A 13,748-nucleotide genomic window follows, 5' to 3' on the forward strand; every position below is an offset into this window, starting at 1 on the left:
GGCCGGCTAACGGGACAGTCGAAACGGGCCGCATGGCGTCTACTTTCGCGGCTTGGCCGGCTTCTCCATCCACTTGATGATCAGCATCGCCGGCAGGATCCACAGGAGCCCGGAGAAGAGGAAGTAGAGCATGTGCACCCACCAGGGCGAGGCGCCAAGCGTCAAGGAGGCGATGGTCGTGGCGACCAGCGCGTAGACGATCACGAGGATGATGATCAGGATCGTCCCGATCAGTTTGCGCAGGCGAGGGGGCATGAAGGGTCCCGTATGGTTGCACGGCATCCGCATCGGCGGAGCCCCCGCGACCGGATGCCGCAAAGGCATATCGGACTTGTTTTGCATGGCATCGTGTTGCAAATCAACGGCGACAAGACAGGAGCAGCCATGACCATCACCTCCGCGACCGAACGACAGCTCTTGAGCGACATCGACCGCGTCGACCGCAACCGCCGGGCCGTGCGCCTGTGGCTCGGTATCGTCCTCCTGACGCTGTTCGCGCTCGTCCTCGTGGGCGGGGCGACGCGGCTGACCGGATCCGGCCTGTCGATCACGGAATGGAAGCCGATCCACGGCGTCATCCCGCCGCTGACCGAGGCGGAGTGGCAGGAGGAATTCGACCTCTACAAGCGCATCCCGCAATATTCCGAACTCAATAGCGACATGACGGTGGAGAGCTTCAAGTCGATCTTCTGGTGGGAGTGGGCGCATCGGCTGCTCGCCCGTTCGATCGGCATCGTCTTCGCCCTGCCGCTCGTCTTCTTCTGGGGCACGGGCCGGATCGAACGCCGGCTGCGCTGGCCGCTGGTCGGCCTGCTGGCGCTGGGCGGCTTCCAGGGCTTCATCGGCTGGTGGATGGTGTCGTCGGGCCTGACGAAGCTCGTCTCGGTCAGCCAGTACCGGCTTGCCACCCATCTCGTCATCGCCTGTCTGATCTTCGCCGCCTGCGTCTGGATCATGCGCGGGCTGTCGCCGCACAGCGACGATCCGGCCCCGGCCGGCAATTCCAGGGGATGGGCTGCGGCGATCGCCTGCATGGCGATCTTCCAGATCTATCTCGGCGCGCTGGTCGCCGGCCTCGACGCAGGGCTGAGCTACAACACCTGGCCGCTGATGGACGGCGCCGTGGTGCCGGGCGATCTCTTCGTCCAGCAGCCCTGGTGGATCAACCTGTTCGAGAACCCCAAGACGGTGCAGTTCCTGCACCGCTGCGGCGCCTATCTGCTCTTTGCCATGGCACTGTTGCACATGATCGCCTCTCTGCGCGCGGCACCCGGGACCACCCATGCCCGCCGCACCGTGCTGCTCTTCATCCTCGTCTGTCTGCAGGCGCTGATCGGCATCCTGACGCTGATCTGGCAGGTGCCGCTCGGCTGGGCACTGGCGCACCAGGGCGGCGCCCTCGTCGTCCTCGGCTTCGCCATCGCCCACTGGCGCGGCTTCGTCGGCGAATATCCGAAGCCGGTGGCGATCGAGGTGAGGGAGTAGGCGGTAGGCCATAGGCAATAGGCAATAGGGGACGGGCCTCGCGACGAAAGCCTGGACCAGACAATGAAGGGCGCGTCCCGATTTCGGGAACGCGCCCTTCTGTACTGCCTGCTGCCTACTGGCTATTGCCTCAACATCAGATCCATATTCTGCACCGCGGCTCCCGAGGCGCCCTTGCCGAGATTGTCGAGCAGGGCGACGAGGTTGACGTGGGGGGCACCGGCGGTGCCGAAGACGAAGAGCTTCATCCGGTCGGTATCGGCGAGTTCCACCGCGTTGACGCGGGGGAGCGCTGCGCTGTCCTTCAGGTCGACCACCTCGACGATGTCCTGGCCGGCATAGTGGTCGGCAAGGGCGGCGTGGATCGAGCCCAGTGAGGCGTTGTCGTTGAGGTCGGCCAGGTAGAGCGGCACCTGCACGATCATGCCCTGCGCGAACTTGCCGACCGAGGGCGAGAACAGCGGCGCGCGGGAGAGAAGCCCGTGCACCTGCATCTCCGGCACATGCTTGTGCTTCAGCGTCAGGCCGTAGAGGAAGTGCGGCGCGTCGATATGTTCGGCATGGCCGGCATCCTCCATCTGCGCGATCAGCTGCTTGCCGCCGCCGGTATAGCCGGAGACGGCGTTGACGGTGACCGGATAGTCCTCCGGCAAGAGACCGGCGGCGCGCAGGGGGCGGATCAGGCCGATCGCACCGGTCGGATAGCAGCCGGGATTGGCGACGTGGCGGGCCGAAGCGATCTTCTTCGCCTGCGCTCCGTCCATTTCGGCAAAGCCGTAGGCCCAATTCGGATCGATCCGGTGGGCGGTCGAGGTGTCGATGATGCGCACGGAATTGTTGCCGGCGACCATGGCGACCGCTTCCTTCGCCGCATCGTCGGGCAGGCAGAGAATGGCGACGTCGGCGGCGTTCAGCAGATCCTCGCGCATCGTGTTGTTGCGCCGCTCGGCCTCGGGAATCGACAGGAGCTCGACATCGGCGCGCCCGGCCATGCGCGTACGGATCTGCAGGCCCGTGGTGCCGTGTTCGCCATCGATGAAGATCTTCGGTTTCATGGGGCTGCCTTTCGCTCTGCCGGACGCCGGTCGCGGCCGGCGCGCTGCGTCGCGCAGGGCCGGACGGTCTGTGGCTGCCTATAGCGCCTCGGCATGACGCTTTCAATGCAAAGCGTGGGGCGGGCCGGAGCAGAGGGTTGGAGGCGGGGCACGTTCCCTTTCCCCGCCTGCGGGGAGAGGGCCAGGGTGAGGGGCAAGGCTCCAGACGGCTATGGGCACGCTCAGGCAACTGCCCCTCATCCGCCCTTGCGGGCACCTTCTCCCCGCAGGCGGGGAGAAGGACGGGGGCTGCGGTTGCGTGGCTACCGCCGTTCCGCCAGCCAGCCGGCGCGCAGGCCCAGCATGTACATGGCGATGGTCGAGGCGGCGATGGCGGTGATGTCGGCGTGGTCGTAGGCGGGGGCCACCTCGACGACGTCGGCGCCCTTGATGTGCAGCGCGCCGAGATGGCGCAGGACCGAGAGGATCTTGGCGCTCGACGGTCCCCCGGAAACCGGCGTGCCGGTGCCGGGCGCATAGGCCGGGTCGAGGCAGTCGATGTCGAAGGTCAGGTAGCAGGGGCGGTCGCCGACATGGCGGACGATCGTATCGGCAATCGCGGACGCCGGCATGTCCTCGACCTCGTAGCCATAGAGGATGCGGATGCCGCAATCCTCCGGCGCATGGGTGCGGATGCCGACCTGGATCGAGGTGTCGGGATCGATGACGCCGTCCCTGACCGCGCGCGCCACGAAGGAGCCGTGGTCGATGCGGCCCTTCTCGTCCGGCCAAGTGTCCTGGTGGGCGTCGAACTGTACGAGCGACAGCGGCCCGTGGATCGCCGCATGCGCCTTCAGCACCGGCCAGGTGACGAAATGGTCGCCGCCGAGCGTGAGCAGGAAGGCGCCGGACTTGAGGATCTTCGCGGCCTCGCGCTCGATCGTTGCCGGCGTCTTCTGGTGGTTGCCGTAGTCCAGCAGGCAGTCGCCGTAGTCGATCACCGCCATGTTCTCGAACAGGTCCTGCTCGAAGGGATATTGCGGATCGTTGTCCATGATCGCCGACGCCCGGCGGATCGCCTGCGGCCCGAAGCGCGCGCCCGGACGGTTGGAGGTGGCGGCATCGAAGGGAATGCCCCAGACGACCGCGTCGACGTCCTTCAGGTTCTTGGTGTAGCGCCGGCGCATGAAGGAGAGGATGCCCGCATGGGTCGGGTCCGAGGCCGCAGCCTTCAGCGATTTCGCCGTGATCGCGTGATCGATCGTCCTGTTTGCCATCCGCCGTCCTCCTTGGATCGCAGGACGTTGGCCAATCGGCGCCGGGAAGACAAGGGGGCGCGGTGGCAATTTCCACCGCGCGTTTCACCCGTTCACGACGCCTTGGCCGCGAAGGCGGGCGGGAAATCGCCGAGCGCCCTGGCCTCGCGGATGGCCGCGCCGATGTCCTGGTCGTTGATGGCGTCGAGATCGGCGAAGCTGTCGATCACGTAGTAGATCGGCTGGACGATGTCGATCCGGTAGGGGGTGCGCAGCACCGTCATCAGGTCGAACGGGCGGAATTCGCAGGCTTTCTCCACCATCGCCGCCCGCGTCTCGTTCGGCGAGGAGACGATGCCGGCGCCGTAGCAGCGTCGGCCCTTCTCCGTGTTGATCAGCCCGAACTCGACGGTGAACCAGAAGATACGGAACAGGTGCCAGGAATAGTCCTTGCCGAGGGCGACGGCGTTCTCGCCGAAGCGGCGGACGAAGCGCGCATAGGCGGCGTTGGTCAGCAGCGGGCAATGGCCGAAGACCTCGTGGAAGATATCCGGCTCCTCGATATAGTCGATATGTTCGCGCCGGCGGATGAAGGTTGCGAGCGGAAACTTGCTTTCCGACAGAAGCTGGAAGAACTTCGACGGCGCGATCAGCGCCGGCACGCCCTCGACGCCGAAGCCGGTCGCCTGCTTCAGCCGCCGATCGACGTCGCGCAACTGCGGCACGCACGGCGCGTCGAGGCCGAGCGTCTTCACGCCAGCCAGATATTCGTCGCAGGCCTTGTCGGCAAGAAGCGCGATCTGTCGGGCGTAGAGCTCGCTCCAGATCGCATCCTCCTCCGCGGTGTAGGGGTAGATGCCGTCATCGTCGGGCAGTTTCGCTGTGTATGTGCTTTCCTTCGGCATCCTCGCCTCCCATCGCTGCGGACCAGGTCCGCATCCTCTTCGGAAAATTGTAGTCGAAGGCGGCGGATAGACTTTTCAATCTGGCGGCCGGATACTGCGATGCTGAATGAAAATCGCGGGGAGGGCGATATTCATGAAAGAAATTGATCAGTCCGGTCTGCGGCTTCTCCGTCTGCTGCAGCAGGATTGCAGCCTGGCGCTCGCCGACCTCGCCGAGCGTGCGGGCATGTCGCAGAGCACCGCCTGGCGCAAGGTGCAGGACCTGGAGGCGGCGGGTGTGATCCGCAGGCGGGTGGCGCTCCTCGATGCGCGCCGGCTCGACCTCAAGCTCTGCGTCATCGCCCATGTGACGCTCGACGACCACCACGAGGAGGCGATCGAATCCTTCTCGACGGTCGTCCGCACCCATCCCGAGATCATGGAGTGCTACGCGCTCTCCGGCGCCTTCGACTACATGCTGAAGATTCGCGCCGCAGACGTGGAAAGCTACGAGACCTTCATGACTCGTCACCTCTTGCGCAACCCGCATGTCCGCAACGTCGTTTCATCTTTCGTATTGCGCGAGATGAAGGCCTCGACGGAATTGCCGATCTGAGGCGGTTTTTGAGTGCATGGTGGGGTGGCACGACGTGTACCGGTGCCGGCTCGTATGAAGATTCCTTCGCGCCGCGGACGCGACGCTGCTGGATGCCGGATCAAGTCCGGCATGACGGCAGGGGGATGCGCCGGGCAGGCGGGGATGCTGGTCACAATATGTGGCTCGCTCCCATTGTCGCCGGCCAACACCGGCGCGTATGCCACATTGGCCGAGGCGCGGATACCCACCGTACGCCGTCATGCCGGGCTTGATCCGGCATCCAGCGCGCGCAAGTCCTTGCGCGCGAAAGGTGCGCAGTGGGTTCCAGGCTTGGAAACGCCCCAAAACAGGAAAGGCCGGGACGAGCCCGGCCTTTCCGATAGATGCAAAGTTCGAAAAGCGATCAGCGCTTGGAGAACTGGAACGAACGGCGGGCCTTGGCCTTGCCGTACTTCTTGCGTTCGACGACGCGCGAGTCGCGGGTCAGGAAGCCGCCCTTCTTCAGGACCGGGCGCAGGCCCGGCTCGAAGTAGGTGAGCGCCTTGGACAGGCCGTGACGGACCGCACCGGCCTGGCCGGAGAGGCCGCCACCGGCAACGGTGGCGTCGATGTCGAACTGGCCTTCGCGGGCAGCTGCGACGATCGGCTGCTGCAGGATCATCTGCAGGACCGGACGGGCGAAGTAGGCCTCGAAGGACTTGCCGTTGACGGTGATCTTGCCGGAGCCGGGCTTGACCCAGACGCGTGCGACGGCGTCCTTGCGCTTGCCGGTGGCATAGGAGCGGCCCTGGGCGTCAACCTTCTTGACGTGAACCGGGGCGGAGGAAGCCGTATCGGCCGCAGCCGTGCCGAGGTCCTTCAGGGAAGAGAGGTCAGCCATACTCAGGCGCTCCTTACGTTCTTGCTGTTCAGCTTGGCGACGTCGAGGACGGCCGGCTGCTGTGCTTCGTGCGGATGGTTCGAACCGGCATAGACGCGCAGGTTCTTCATCTGGCGACGGCCGAGGGGGCCGCGCGGGATCATGCGTTCGACGGCCTTCTCGAGAACGCGCTCCGGGAAGCGGCCTTCGATGATCTGGCGCGCGGTGCGCTCCTTGATGCCGCCGGGATAGCCGGTGTGCCAGTAGTACGTCTTGTCAGAGTACTTCTTGCCGGTCAGGACGACCTTTTCCGCGTTGATGACGATGACGTTGTCGCCGTCGTCGACGTGGGGGGTGTAGGTGGCCTTATGCTTGCCGCGCAGATGGTTTGCGATGATGGTGGCGAGGCGACCGACAACGAGCCCTTCGGCGTCGATGAGAATCCACTTCTTTTCCACCTCAGCGGGCTTCTGTGAGAAGGTTGCCATGGTAAAGCTCTTTTCGTTTGGGACCCGAGGCGTGAACGCCCGGGCGTTTCTTGTTGCTTGGTCGGCAGGCGCAGGGCCGTGCCAAAACGAAAGCGGCCAGAAGGGACCGCGATCTGCGGCGGCTTATAGGCGAAGCGCATCCGGGCGTCAAGCGAGGCTGTTTTGATGGTGGCGATAAAGGTGTATTAAAATCAATTATTTAGTATTGTGGTGTACAAATACCACAAATTATCTCGGTGGAATCGAGTAGGTCGCGGTCGCGTGCGCCACCAGTTCGCCCTCCGTCCCGGCCGAGATCGCGGCCTCGATCACCGCCAGCCGCTTGCCGAGTTTCAACAGCCGGCAGTCGCAGGTGAGCGCCCCCGGCTCCGGCTTGCGCAGGAAATTGATGTTCAGGTTGGTGGTCACCGCCAGCGCCACCGGCCCGATATGGGCGAGCACCGCGCAATAGGCGGTGACGTCGGCAAGCGCGAACATCGTCGGCCCGGAGACGGTGCCGCCTGGGCGCAGGTGCTTTTGCGAGGGGGAGAGCCGCATCGCGACGGTGCCGGGGCCGACGGCGGTCACCTCGAACAGCTTGCCGTCGGTGTGGATCTCCGGAAAGTCCGTCTCCAGGAAGCGGTTGAGGTCCTCGACCGTCATGACCGGGGTGAAGTGCGTCGCCATCCTCTCGTCGTCCTTTCGTTTCGGCCGTGATGGGGCGTACCCGCCCTTGAAAGCCGCCTGCGGCACGTCTACCACGGGAGCAGGAACGACGAACAGGGAGAATGCCGCCATGGCTGACGTGGTCCATTTGCACAAGGGGGAGGCGGGAGGCCTGGTGCTGAAGGAGCGCAACGACGCGGTCCTGCGGCTGACCCTCAACAACCCGCCGGCGAACGTGCTTTCGATCGCCCTGATGGAGGCGCTGTCGGCAGCCCTCGACGAGGCCGCGGCCGACGAGACGGTCCGCGTCGTGGTCCTGGCCTCGGGCGGCAATCTCTATTCCGCCGGCCACGACCTGAAGGAGATGACGGCGCACCGCAGCGACCCCGATGGCGGCCGCGCCTTCTACGAGAAGACCCTGCGCATGGCTGCCGACCTGATGCTGAAGATCGCCGGGCTGCCGCAGCCCGTGCTCGCCGAGATCGACGGGCTCGCGACGGCGGCCGGCTGCCAGATCGTCGCGACCGCGGACCTTGCGATCTGCACCGACACCTCCGCCTTCTGCACGCCGGGCGTCAATATCGGCCTGTTCTGCTCCACGCCGATGGTGGCGGTGACGCGGGCCGCCCATCCGAAGCAGGCGATGGAGATGCTGCTCACCGGCGAGACGATCGACGCCTCCACCGCCAAGGACTTCGGCCTCGTCAACCGCATCGTGCCCAAGCAATACCTGCGCCAGGTGGTCGACAAATATTGCGCCGTCATCGCCTCGAAGTCGCCGCAGGCGCTCCGGATCGGCAAGGCCGCCTACCGCGCCCAGGCCGGCCTGCCGCTGCCGGAAGCCTATGACAAGGCCGTGTCGATCATGATCGACAACATGCTGGTGGACGACGCCAAGGAAGGCATCGGCGCTTTTCTGGACAAGCGGATGCCGGAGTGGGGGCAATAATGGCAAGAATTACGAAATTTCAGCGTGGCCAAATGGATAGGTTCCAATTGCATGACGAGGTTGATGCGAAGATTTTCTTTCATGAGTACGATGGCCGAAAGCTTCTGCAGATATCGACTTACGGCAGGAATAGTCGGCAGGAAGTCGGCAAACTTAGTCAGGCCATTCAACTTGATGAACTCGCAGCAATGGAGCTATTTTCCATGCTGAAGAAAGAGTTTGGTTTCAACTGATATCTTATCCCAGCCGCAACACCAGGACGCCCGCGGCAATCGTGGCACCCGCGATGTAGCGCCAGATGCTGGCCTTCTCCTTGAGGAACACGACGGAGATCACAAGCGCGAACAGGATCGCCGTCTCCCTGAGGGCTGCCACGGTTGCGACCGGCGCCTTCGTCATCGCCCATAGCGCCAGCCCGTAGGAGGCGATCGAGCCGCCGCCGCCGATCAAGCCGCGCTGCCAGTTGCGCCGGACGTGGTTGGTGACGACGTCGAGCCCGCGCTGCCAGATGGCCCAGGAGAACAGGAGCACCGGCGGCAGCAGCGCCATCCACAGCGTATAGGATATGGCATTGCCGGAAAGGCGCGCGCCGGCGCCGTCGATGAAGGTGTAGCAGGCGATGACACAGGCGTTTGCCAGCGCCAGAAGGAAGGCGTGGCGGCTGCCGTGGCGGCTCTCGAAGGCGAGCGTCAGCACGCCGGCGCAGATGATCAGGATGCCGGCGAGCGCGCCGGTGGAAAGATGCTCGCCAAGCACGATGCCGCTGGTGGAGGCGACGATGAGCGGGGCGGCACCCCGCATCAGGGGATAGACGAGACCGATGTCGCCGGCCCGGTAGGCGGCGGCGACGAGCTGGAAATAGGCGAACTGGAACAGCGCCGAGACGGCGATGAAGGGCCAGGCCGCGGGGGCGGGCAGCGGCACAAAGGGAAGGAAGGCCAGCCCGAACACGCCGGCGCCGAGCGCGATCATCGCCGCATCGAGCGACTTGTCGCTGCCCGCCTTCACCATGGCGTTCCAGGTGGCATGCAGGGCCGCGCCGAGAAGCACGAGCGCAATCACGTCTATCGGCACGACATACCTCGGTCGGTTCGGATGGCGGGTGCGCGGGCATTGCGACCCGAACCCTACATCTTCCGAAATTCCGCCCTTGGCAATCGGGCGCCTGCCTCGCCCCCGGGAAAATCTGCCCTGTTCCGATCCGTCCGGAGCGGGGCAGGTCGCCGCATTCGCCATCGCGGAGGAAATGACGTATCATGAACGATTGATACGGATCGGGAGCGCAAGGCGGGGCCGGCCTTGCCGTTGCCGCAGGGAGGCATCGATGAACCACGATCACTATGCCAGCGCCTATATCTGCAACATCCTGCGCCAGGTCCATACGATCGCCGTCCTCGGCGCCTCGCCCAACCCCTCGCGCCCCTGCCATGGCGTGATGGATTTCCTGATCGCCAAGGGCTACCACGTCATTCCCGTCAATCCCGGCCATGCCGGCAAGCAGATCCTCGGGCAGACCGTCGTCGCCCACCTGTCCGACATCGGCGAGCCGGTCGACATGGTCGACGTGTTCCGCGCGCCGTCGCAACTGTCGGCCGTCGTCGACGAGGTGCTGGCGCTGGATCCGCGGCCGGCGGTGATCTGGGGCGAATACGGCGTGCGCGACGATGCCGCGGCCGAGAAGGCCGAGGCCGCCGGCCTGCGCGTGGTGATGGACCGCTGCCCCGTCACCGAATTTCCGCGCCTGACCCACCGCGCGTCCTGATCCGGCCTGACCTTACGTCAGTCGCGTATTGACAACAGCCGCAGTCTCCCCATCCTTTCGGCTTAAACGAGGATGCGGCATGAAACACGACAGCTACAGCGACTTCTACCTGGCCGAAATCCTGCGACAGACGCGCGTGATCGCGCTGGTCGGTGCATCGCCCAATCCCGAGCGTCCCAGCAACCGCGTCATGGCCTTCCTCCTGCGCAAGGGCTATCGCGTCATCCCCGTCAATCCGGGGCAGGCGGGCAAGGAGATCCACGGCCAGAAGGTCTATGCCCGTCTTGCCGACATTCCCGGCCCCGTCGACATGGTCGACGTCTTCCGCGCCGCCCATGCGCTTCCGACCCTCGTAGACGAAGTGCTGGCGCTGGACCCGCTGCCGAAGGCGATCTGGGGGCAACTGACCGTCCGCGACGACGTGGCGGCCGCGAAGGCCGAGGCTGCCGGCATCAAGGTCGTGATGGACCGTTGTCCGGCGATCGAACATCCCCGACTGATCGGCTGACCGTTTCCGAACGCCCGGTCTCGCGGCGCGCGACTTTTCGTCGCGAAAGGGAAATGCGCACAGCCGTTTCCGGTTGAACCCGCCGGATAGCGAAAACTTTCTTTGACCGTCTCCGCCGGCTCTGGAATAGTTCGAGGCGCATGCCGAGGACGGGCGCGAGAAGAGCGGCCGGACACGCAAGGCTTTGAAAAAAGACGCGGAATCACAGGGGCACGGACGCCGAGGAAGGCGCGTGCCGGAGGAGGATGACATGACGAAAAACAAGCCGGGCTTCGCCACGCTCGCGATCCACGCGGGCGCCGCCCCCGATCCGACGACGGGCGCGCGCATCACGCCGATCTACCAGACGACGAGCTTCGTCTTCGAGGACGCCGAGCATGCGGCCTCGCTGTTCGGCCTGCAGGCCTTCGGCAACATCTACACCCGCATCATGAATCCGACCCAGGCGGTGCTGGAAGAGCGCGTGGCAGCCCTTGAAGGCGGCACGGCGGCGCTCGCCGTCGCCTCCGGCCACTCTGCACAGCTTCTCGTCTTCCACACGCTGATGCGCCCCGGCGACAACTTCGTCTCCGCCCGCAAGCTCTATGGCGGCTCGATCAACCAGTTCGGCCATTCGTTTGCGAATTTCGACTGGCAGGTGCGCTGGGCCGATACCGACAGGCCGGAAAGCTTCGAGAGCCAGATCGACGACCGCACCAAGGCGATCTTCATCGAGAGCCTCGCCAATCCCGGCGGGACCTTCGTCGATATCGCCGCGATCGCCGAGATTGCCCACCGGCACGGGCTGCCGCTGGTGGTCGACAACACCATGGCGACGCCCTATCTCGTCCGCCCGTTCGAGCACGGCGCAGACATCGTCGTCCATTCGCTGACCAAGTTCCTCGGCGGCCACGGCAACTCCATGGGCGGCATCATCGTCGACGGCGGCACCTTCGACTGGTCGGCATCGGGCAAATATCCGGCCCTGTCCGAACCGCGCGCCGAATATGCCGGCATCGTGCTGCACCAGACCTTCGGCAATTTCGCCTTCGCGATCGCCTGCCGCGTGCTCGGCCTGCGCGACCTCGGCCCGGCGATCTCGCCCTTCAACGCCTTCCAGATCCTGACCGGCATCGAGACGCTGCCGTTGCGCATGCAGCGCCACTGCGACAACGCGCTCGTCGTCGCCAAATGGCTGAAGGCCAGCGACAAGGTGTCGTGGGTCAACTATGCCGGCCTCGAGGACGACCCGAACCACGCGCTGCAGAAGCGCTATTCGCCGAGCGGCGCCGGTGCCGTCTTCACCTTCGGATTGAAGGGCGGCTATGAGGCGGGGAAACGCTTCGTCGAGGGGCTGGAGATGATCTCCCACCTCGCCAATATCGGCGATACCCGCTCGCTGGTGATCCACCCGGCCTCCACCACCCACCGCCAGCTCTCGCCCGAGCAGCAGACCGCCGCCGGCGCCGGTCCTGATGTCGTCCGCCTGTCGATCGGTATCGAGGACGCCGCCGACATCATCGCCGACATCGAGCAGTCGCTGGCGAAGGCGTAGCAGAACGGCTCCGGCCATCATCGCATGCGGCGTCCGGCAGTCCGGACGTCGCCTCCATCGTTCGGAAACACCATGACCCACGCCCTTGCCTTCGACCTTTTCGCCATCGAGCCCGAGATCGGCCGCCCGGCCGCCGACCGGCTGATCGCGGGCGATCCGCAGTTTCGCACCTGGAACCTCGAGGAGGCGGAGGGCGGGCTCTATTGCGGGGTGTGGGAGGCGACGCCCGGCAAGTGGCGCATCGAATATGACGAGTGGGAGTATTTCAACATCCTCGAGGGCCGTTCGATCGTCACCTCGGAGACGGGCGAGGTGTTCGAGCTGACGGCCGGCGACCGGCTGATCCTCAGACCGGGCTTCAAGGGAACCTGGGAAGTCGTTGAAACGACTCGCAAGGACTATGTGATCCGGCTTTAGGGTGAGGGCCGGTTGACCGGAAGCGTCATGGGGCCTGCGATCGATCCCTTCTTTGTGCCGGCCTGAGCCCGGACGGCCCCCTTACCATTCGAGATCCAGCCGCTCCAGCCCGTGGAAATGATAGACGTCCTTCACGGTCGGCGTCTGCGCCAGCCGCAATCCCGGCAGGCGCTGGAAGAGCAGGGGCAGCACGATGTTCAGCTCCAGCCGGGCGAGCGGCGCGCCGATGCAGAAATGGATGCCGGCGCCGAAGGAAAGGTTGGCGCCCTCGTCGCGGTCCGGGCGGAAGGCGAGCGGATCGTCGAACTTCCGCGGATCGAGATTGGCGGCCGCGAGGATGAGCGCGACCTTGTCGCCGCGCCGGAACGGGATGCCCTCGACCTCGACGTCCTCGAGCGCATAGCGCTGGAAGATGTGCACCGGAGCGCAGATGCGCAGACACTCTTCCACCGTCCGCCCGGTCGCCGTCTCGTCGGCGAACATCGGCTGCGGCGGCAGCCCGCTGTCGAGGATGACGCGGACGGCGTTGCCGATCTGGTGCACGGTCGCCTCGTGGCCGGCATTGAGCAGCACGATCGTCGTCGAGATCAGCTCGTCGTCGGTCAGCAGCTGGCCCTTGTGCTCGGTGTGGATCATGTGGCTCAGAAGGTCGTCGCGCGGCTCGGTGCGGCGCTCGGCGATGACGGAGCGGACGTAGTCGGCGAACTCTTCGGCCGCCCTGTCGGCGGCGCGTTCGTCGGCCCCGGTGCGGCCGAACATGTACATGCGCACATAGGCATGGCTCCATTTCAGGAGCTGCGGCCCCATCGCATCGGGGATGCCGATCATCCTGGCGATCATCGTCACCGGCACGATGTCGGCCAGGGCGGAAAGCAGTTCGACCCTGCCGTCCGTCTCGAAACGGTCGATCAGCCCGTTGGCGAGCGCGGTGATCTCCGGCCGCAGGCGGTCGATCTGCCGGGAGACGAAGGCGCGGTTGACCAGCGTGCGCAGCCGCGTGTGCTCCGGCGGCTCCAGTTCCAGCAGCGACCAGGCCTCGGCCGCGTCGAAGTGCTTCAGATGCGGCATCGGCGCGGCCATGCCCAGTTCCTCGCGGCTCGCCACGTGCAGGATCTGCCGGCCGAAGCGGCGGTCGCGCAGGAGCGCGTTCACCTGGTCGTAGCCGGTGAAATACCACTGCTTCTGCTCTTCCCAGTAGAAGGTCGGGCAATGGGCGTGCAGCGCCGCATAGACCGGGTTCGGATCGCGGTAGAAGGCGGGGTCGCGGGCATCGAGGGAAACCCGGCGGCTGGCGGCGTCGATGGAGAGGAAGGCGAACGGCTTGGACAT

Annotated in this window: 17 protein-coding genes; 8 read left to right on the forward strand and 9 right to left on the reverse strand. The window is 65.5% G+C overall.

The genetic code is table 11. The features are described 5' to 3' along the window. Window positions 1-39: 39 nt before the first annotated feature. Entirely contained in the window at window positions 40-255 is a 216-nt protein-coding gene (locus OCK02_RS18640) for a DUF2842 domain-containing protein (protein WP_230803711.1), read from the reverse strand. A gap of 129 nt (window positions 256-384) precedes the next feature. Between OCK02_RS18640 and OCK02_RS18645 the strand changes: the two genes are divergently transcribed. After that, a complete protein-coding gene (locus OCK02_RS18645; RefSeq protein ID WP_263814333.1) occupies window positions 385-1,485 on the forward strand; it encodes a COX15/CtaA family protein in 1,101 nt (366 codons plus the stop codon). A 122-nt stretch (window positions 1,486-1,607) separates the two neighbouring features. Here the strand turns inward: OCK02_RS18645 and argC are convergent, their stop codons facing one another. The 3 genes from argC to OCK02_RS18660 all read right to left on the reverse strand — a co-directional run bounded on the left by argC (window position 1,608) and on the right by OCK02_RS18660 (window position 4,680). Next, window positions 1,608-2,540: an N-acetyl-gamma-glutamyl-phosphate reductase gene (gene argC / locus OCK02_RS18650; protein WP_263814334.1), complete on the reverse strand. Its 933-nt coding sequence runs from the start codon at window positions 2,538-2,540 to the stop codon at window positions 1,608-1,610. 302 nt (window positions 2,541-2,842) lie between these two features. Next, window positions 2,843-3,796 carry an agmatinase gene (gene speB / locus OCK02_RS18655; protein ID WP_230803715.1) on the reverse strand — a complete coding sequence of 318 codons (954 nt, stop codon included), beginning with the start codon at window positions 3,794-3,796 and terminating at the stop codon, window positions 2,843-2,845. Between the two features lie 92 nt (window positions 3,797-3,888). Then, the gene (locus tag OCK02_RS18660) at window positions 3,889-4,680 is read right to left on the reverse strand and encodes a phenylalanine 4-monooxygenase (RefSeq protein ID WP_263814335.1); all 792 of its coding nucleotides are present in this window, start codon (window positions 4,678-4,680) and stop codon (window positions 3,889-3,891) included. Window positions 4,681-4,813: 133 nt separating this feature from the next. Between OCK02_RS18660 and OCK02_RS18665 the strand changes: the two genes are divergently transcribed. Then, window positions 4,814-5,275, forward strand: a complete 462-nt coding sequence (locus tag OCK02_RS18665) for an Lrp/AsnC family transcriptional regulator (RefSeq protein WP_263814336.1) — start codon at window positions 4,814-4,816, stop codon at window positions 5,273-5,275. A 385-nt stretch (window positions 5,276-5,660) separates the two neighbouring features. Here the strand turns inward: OCK02_RS18665 and rpsI are convergent, their stop codons facing one another. The 3 genes from rpsI to OCK02_RS18680 form a co-directional block, all read right to left on the reverse strand. Next, entirely contained in the window at window positions 5,661-6,137 is a 477-nt protein-coding gene (gene rpsI / locus OCK02_RS18670) for a 30S ribosomal protein S9 (protein WP_263814337.1), read from the reverse strand. A gap of 2 nt (window positions 6,138-6,139) precedes the next feature. After that, entirely contained in the window at window positions 6,140-6,604 is a 465-nt protein-coding gene (gene rplM, locus OCK02_RS18675; RefSeq protein WP_230803719.1) for a 50S ribosomal protein L13, read from the reverse strand. A 228-nt stretch (window positions 6,605-6,832) separates the two neighbouring features. Further along, window positions 6,833-7,270, reverse strand: a complete 438-nt coding sequence (locus tag OCK02_RS18680; protein ID WP_263814338.1) for a PaaI family thioesterase — start codon at window positions 7,268-7,270, stop codon at window positions 6,833-6,835. Between the two features lie 109 nt (window positions 7,271-7,379). Between OCK02_RS18680 and OCK02_RS18685 the strand changes: the two genes are divergently transcribed. Then, a complete protein-coding gene (locus OCK02_RS18685) occupies window positions 7,380-8,198 on the forward strand; it encodes an enoyl-CoA hydratase (RefSeq protein ID WP_263814339.1) in 819 nt (272 codons plus the stop codon). Further along, a complete protein-coding gene (locus tag OCK02_RS18690; RefSeq protein WP_263814340.1) occupies window positions 8,198-8,431 on the forward strand; it encodes a methionyl-tRNA formyltransferase in 234 nt (77 codons plus the stop codon). The genes OCK02_RS18685 and OCK02_RS18690 overlap by 1 nt, the downstream gene beginning before the upstream one ends. 4 nt (window positions 8,432-8,435) lie before the next feature. On the opposite strand, the gene OCK02_RS18695 is transcribed toward OCK02_RS18690, so the two are convergent. Continuing rightward, window positions 8,436-9,272, reverse strand: coding sequence for a DMT family transporter (locus OCK02_RS18695; protein WP_263814341.1), 837 nt, complete (start codon window positions 9,270-9,272; stop codon window positions 8,436-8,438). A 250-nt stretch (window positions 9,273-9,522) separates the two neighbouring features. Here OCK02_RS18695 and OCK02_RS18700 point away from each other — a divergent pair, with 250 nt between their 5' ends. From OCK02_RS18700 to OCK02_RS18715, 4 genes are all read left to right on the forward strand, one after another. Further along, window positions 9,523-9,960, forward strand: a complete 438-nt coding sequence (locus OCK02_RS18700; protein ID WP_230803728.1) for a CoA-binding protein — start codon at window positions 9,523-9,525, stop codon at window positions 9,958-9,960. Window positions 9,961-10,039: 79 nt separating this feature from the next. After that, entirely contained in the window at window positions 10,040-10,468 is a 429-nt protein-coding gene (locus OCK02_RS18705; RefSeq protein ID WP_263814342.1) for a CoA-binding protein, read from the forward strand. A gap of 250 nt (window positions 10,469-10,718) precedes the next feature. Further along, window positions 10,719-12,002, forward strand: coding sequence for an O-acetylhomoserine aminocarboxypropyltransferase (locus OCK02_RS18710; protein ID WP_263814343.1), 1,284 nt, complete (start codon window positions 10,719-10,721; stop codon window positions 12,000-12,002). Window positions 12,003-12,074: 72 nt separating this feature from the next. Continuing rightward, window positions 12,075-12,419 carry a cupin domain-containing protein gene (locus tag OCK02_RS18715; protein WP_263814344.1) on the forward strand — a complete coding sequence of 115 codons (345 nt, stop codon included), beginning with the start codon at window positions 12,075-12,077 and terminating at the stop codon, window positions 12,417-12,419. A gap of 81 nt (window positions 12,420-12,500) precedes the next feature. Here OCK02_RS18715 and OCK02_RS18720 read toward each other — a convergent pair whose 3' ends face one another. After that, window positions 12,501-13,748: a cytochrome P450 gene (locus tag OCK02_RS18720; protein WP_263814345.1), complete on the reverse strand. Its 1,248-nt coding sequence runs from the start codon at window positions 13,746-13,748 to the stop codon at window positions 12,501-12,503.

The sequence above is a fragment of the Rhizobium sp. TRM96647 genome, from assembly GCF_025780115.1.
Taxonomy (GTDB): Bacteria; Pseudomonadota; Alphaproteobacteria; order Rhizobiales; family Rhizobiaceae; genus Mycoplana.

Bases quoted from the DNA above. Each gene is read 5' to 3' on its own strand.
- OCK02_RS18640 (WP_230803711.1), bottom strand. From the start codon at position 255: ATGCCCCCTCGCCTGCGCAAACTGATCGGGACGATCCTGATCATCATC.
- OCK02_RS18645 (WP_263814333.1), top strand. From the start codon at position 385: ATGACCATCACCTCCGCGACCGAACGACAGCTCTTGAGCGACATCGAC.
- argC (WP_263814334.1), bottom strand. From the start codon at position 2,540: ATGAAACCGAAGATCTTCATCGATGGCGAACACGGCACCACGGGCCTG.
- speB (WP_230803715.1), bottom strand. From the start codon at position 3,796: ATGGCAAACAGGACGATCGATCACGCGATCACGGCGAAATCGCTGAAG.
- OCK02_RS18660 (WP_263814335.1), bottom strand. From the start codon at position 4,680: ATGCCGAAGGAAAGCACATACACAGCGAAACTGCCCGACGATGACGGC.
- OCK02_RS18665 (WP_263814336.1), top strand. From the start codon at position 4,814: ATGAAAGAAATTGATCAGTCCGGTCTGCGGCTTCTCCGTCTGCTGCAG.
- rpsI (WP_263814337.1), bottom strand. From the start codon at position 6,137: ATGGCTGACCTCTCTTCCCTGAAGGACCTCGGCACGGCTGCGGCCGAT.
- rplM (WP_230803719.1), bottom strand. From the start codon at position 6,604: ATGGCAACCTTCTCACAGAAGCCCGCTGAGGTGGAAAAGAAGTGGATT.
- OCK02_RS18680 (WP_263814338.1), bottom strand. From the start codon at position 7,270: ATGGCGACGCACTTCACCCCGGTCATGACGGTCGAGGACCTCAACCGC.
- OCK02_RS18685 (WP_263814339.1), top strand. From the start codon at position 7,380: ATGGCTGACGTGGTCCATTTGCACAAGGGGGAGGCGGGAGGCCTGGTG.
- OCK02_RS18690 (WP_263814340.1), top strand. From the start codon at position 8,198: ATGGCAAGAATTACGAAATTTCAGCGTGGCCAAATGGATAGGTTCCAA.
- OCK02_RS18700 (WP_230803728.1), top strand. From the start codon at position 9,523: ATGAACCACGATCACTATGCCAGCGCCTATATCTGCAACATCCTGCGC.
- OCK02_RS18705 (WP_263814342.1), top strand. From the start codon at position 10,040: ATGAAACACGACAGCTACAGCGACTTCTACCTGGCCGAAATCCTGCGA.
- OCK02_RS18710 (WP_263814343.1), top strand. From the start codon at position 10,719: ATGACGAAAAACAAGCCGGGCTTCGCCACGCTCGCGATCCACGCGGGC.
- OCK02_RS18715 (WP_263814344.1), top strand. From the start codon at position 12,075: ATGACCCACGCCCTTGCCTTCGACCTTTTCGCCATCGAGCCCGAGATC.
- OCK02_RS18720 (WP_263814345.1), bottom strand. From the start codon at position 13,748: ATGTCCAAGCCGTTCGCCTTCCTCTCCATCGACGCCGCCAGCCGCCGG.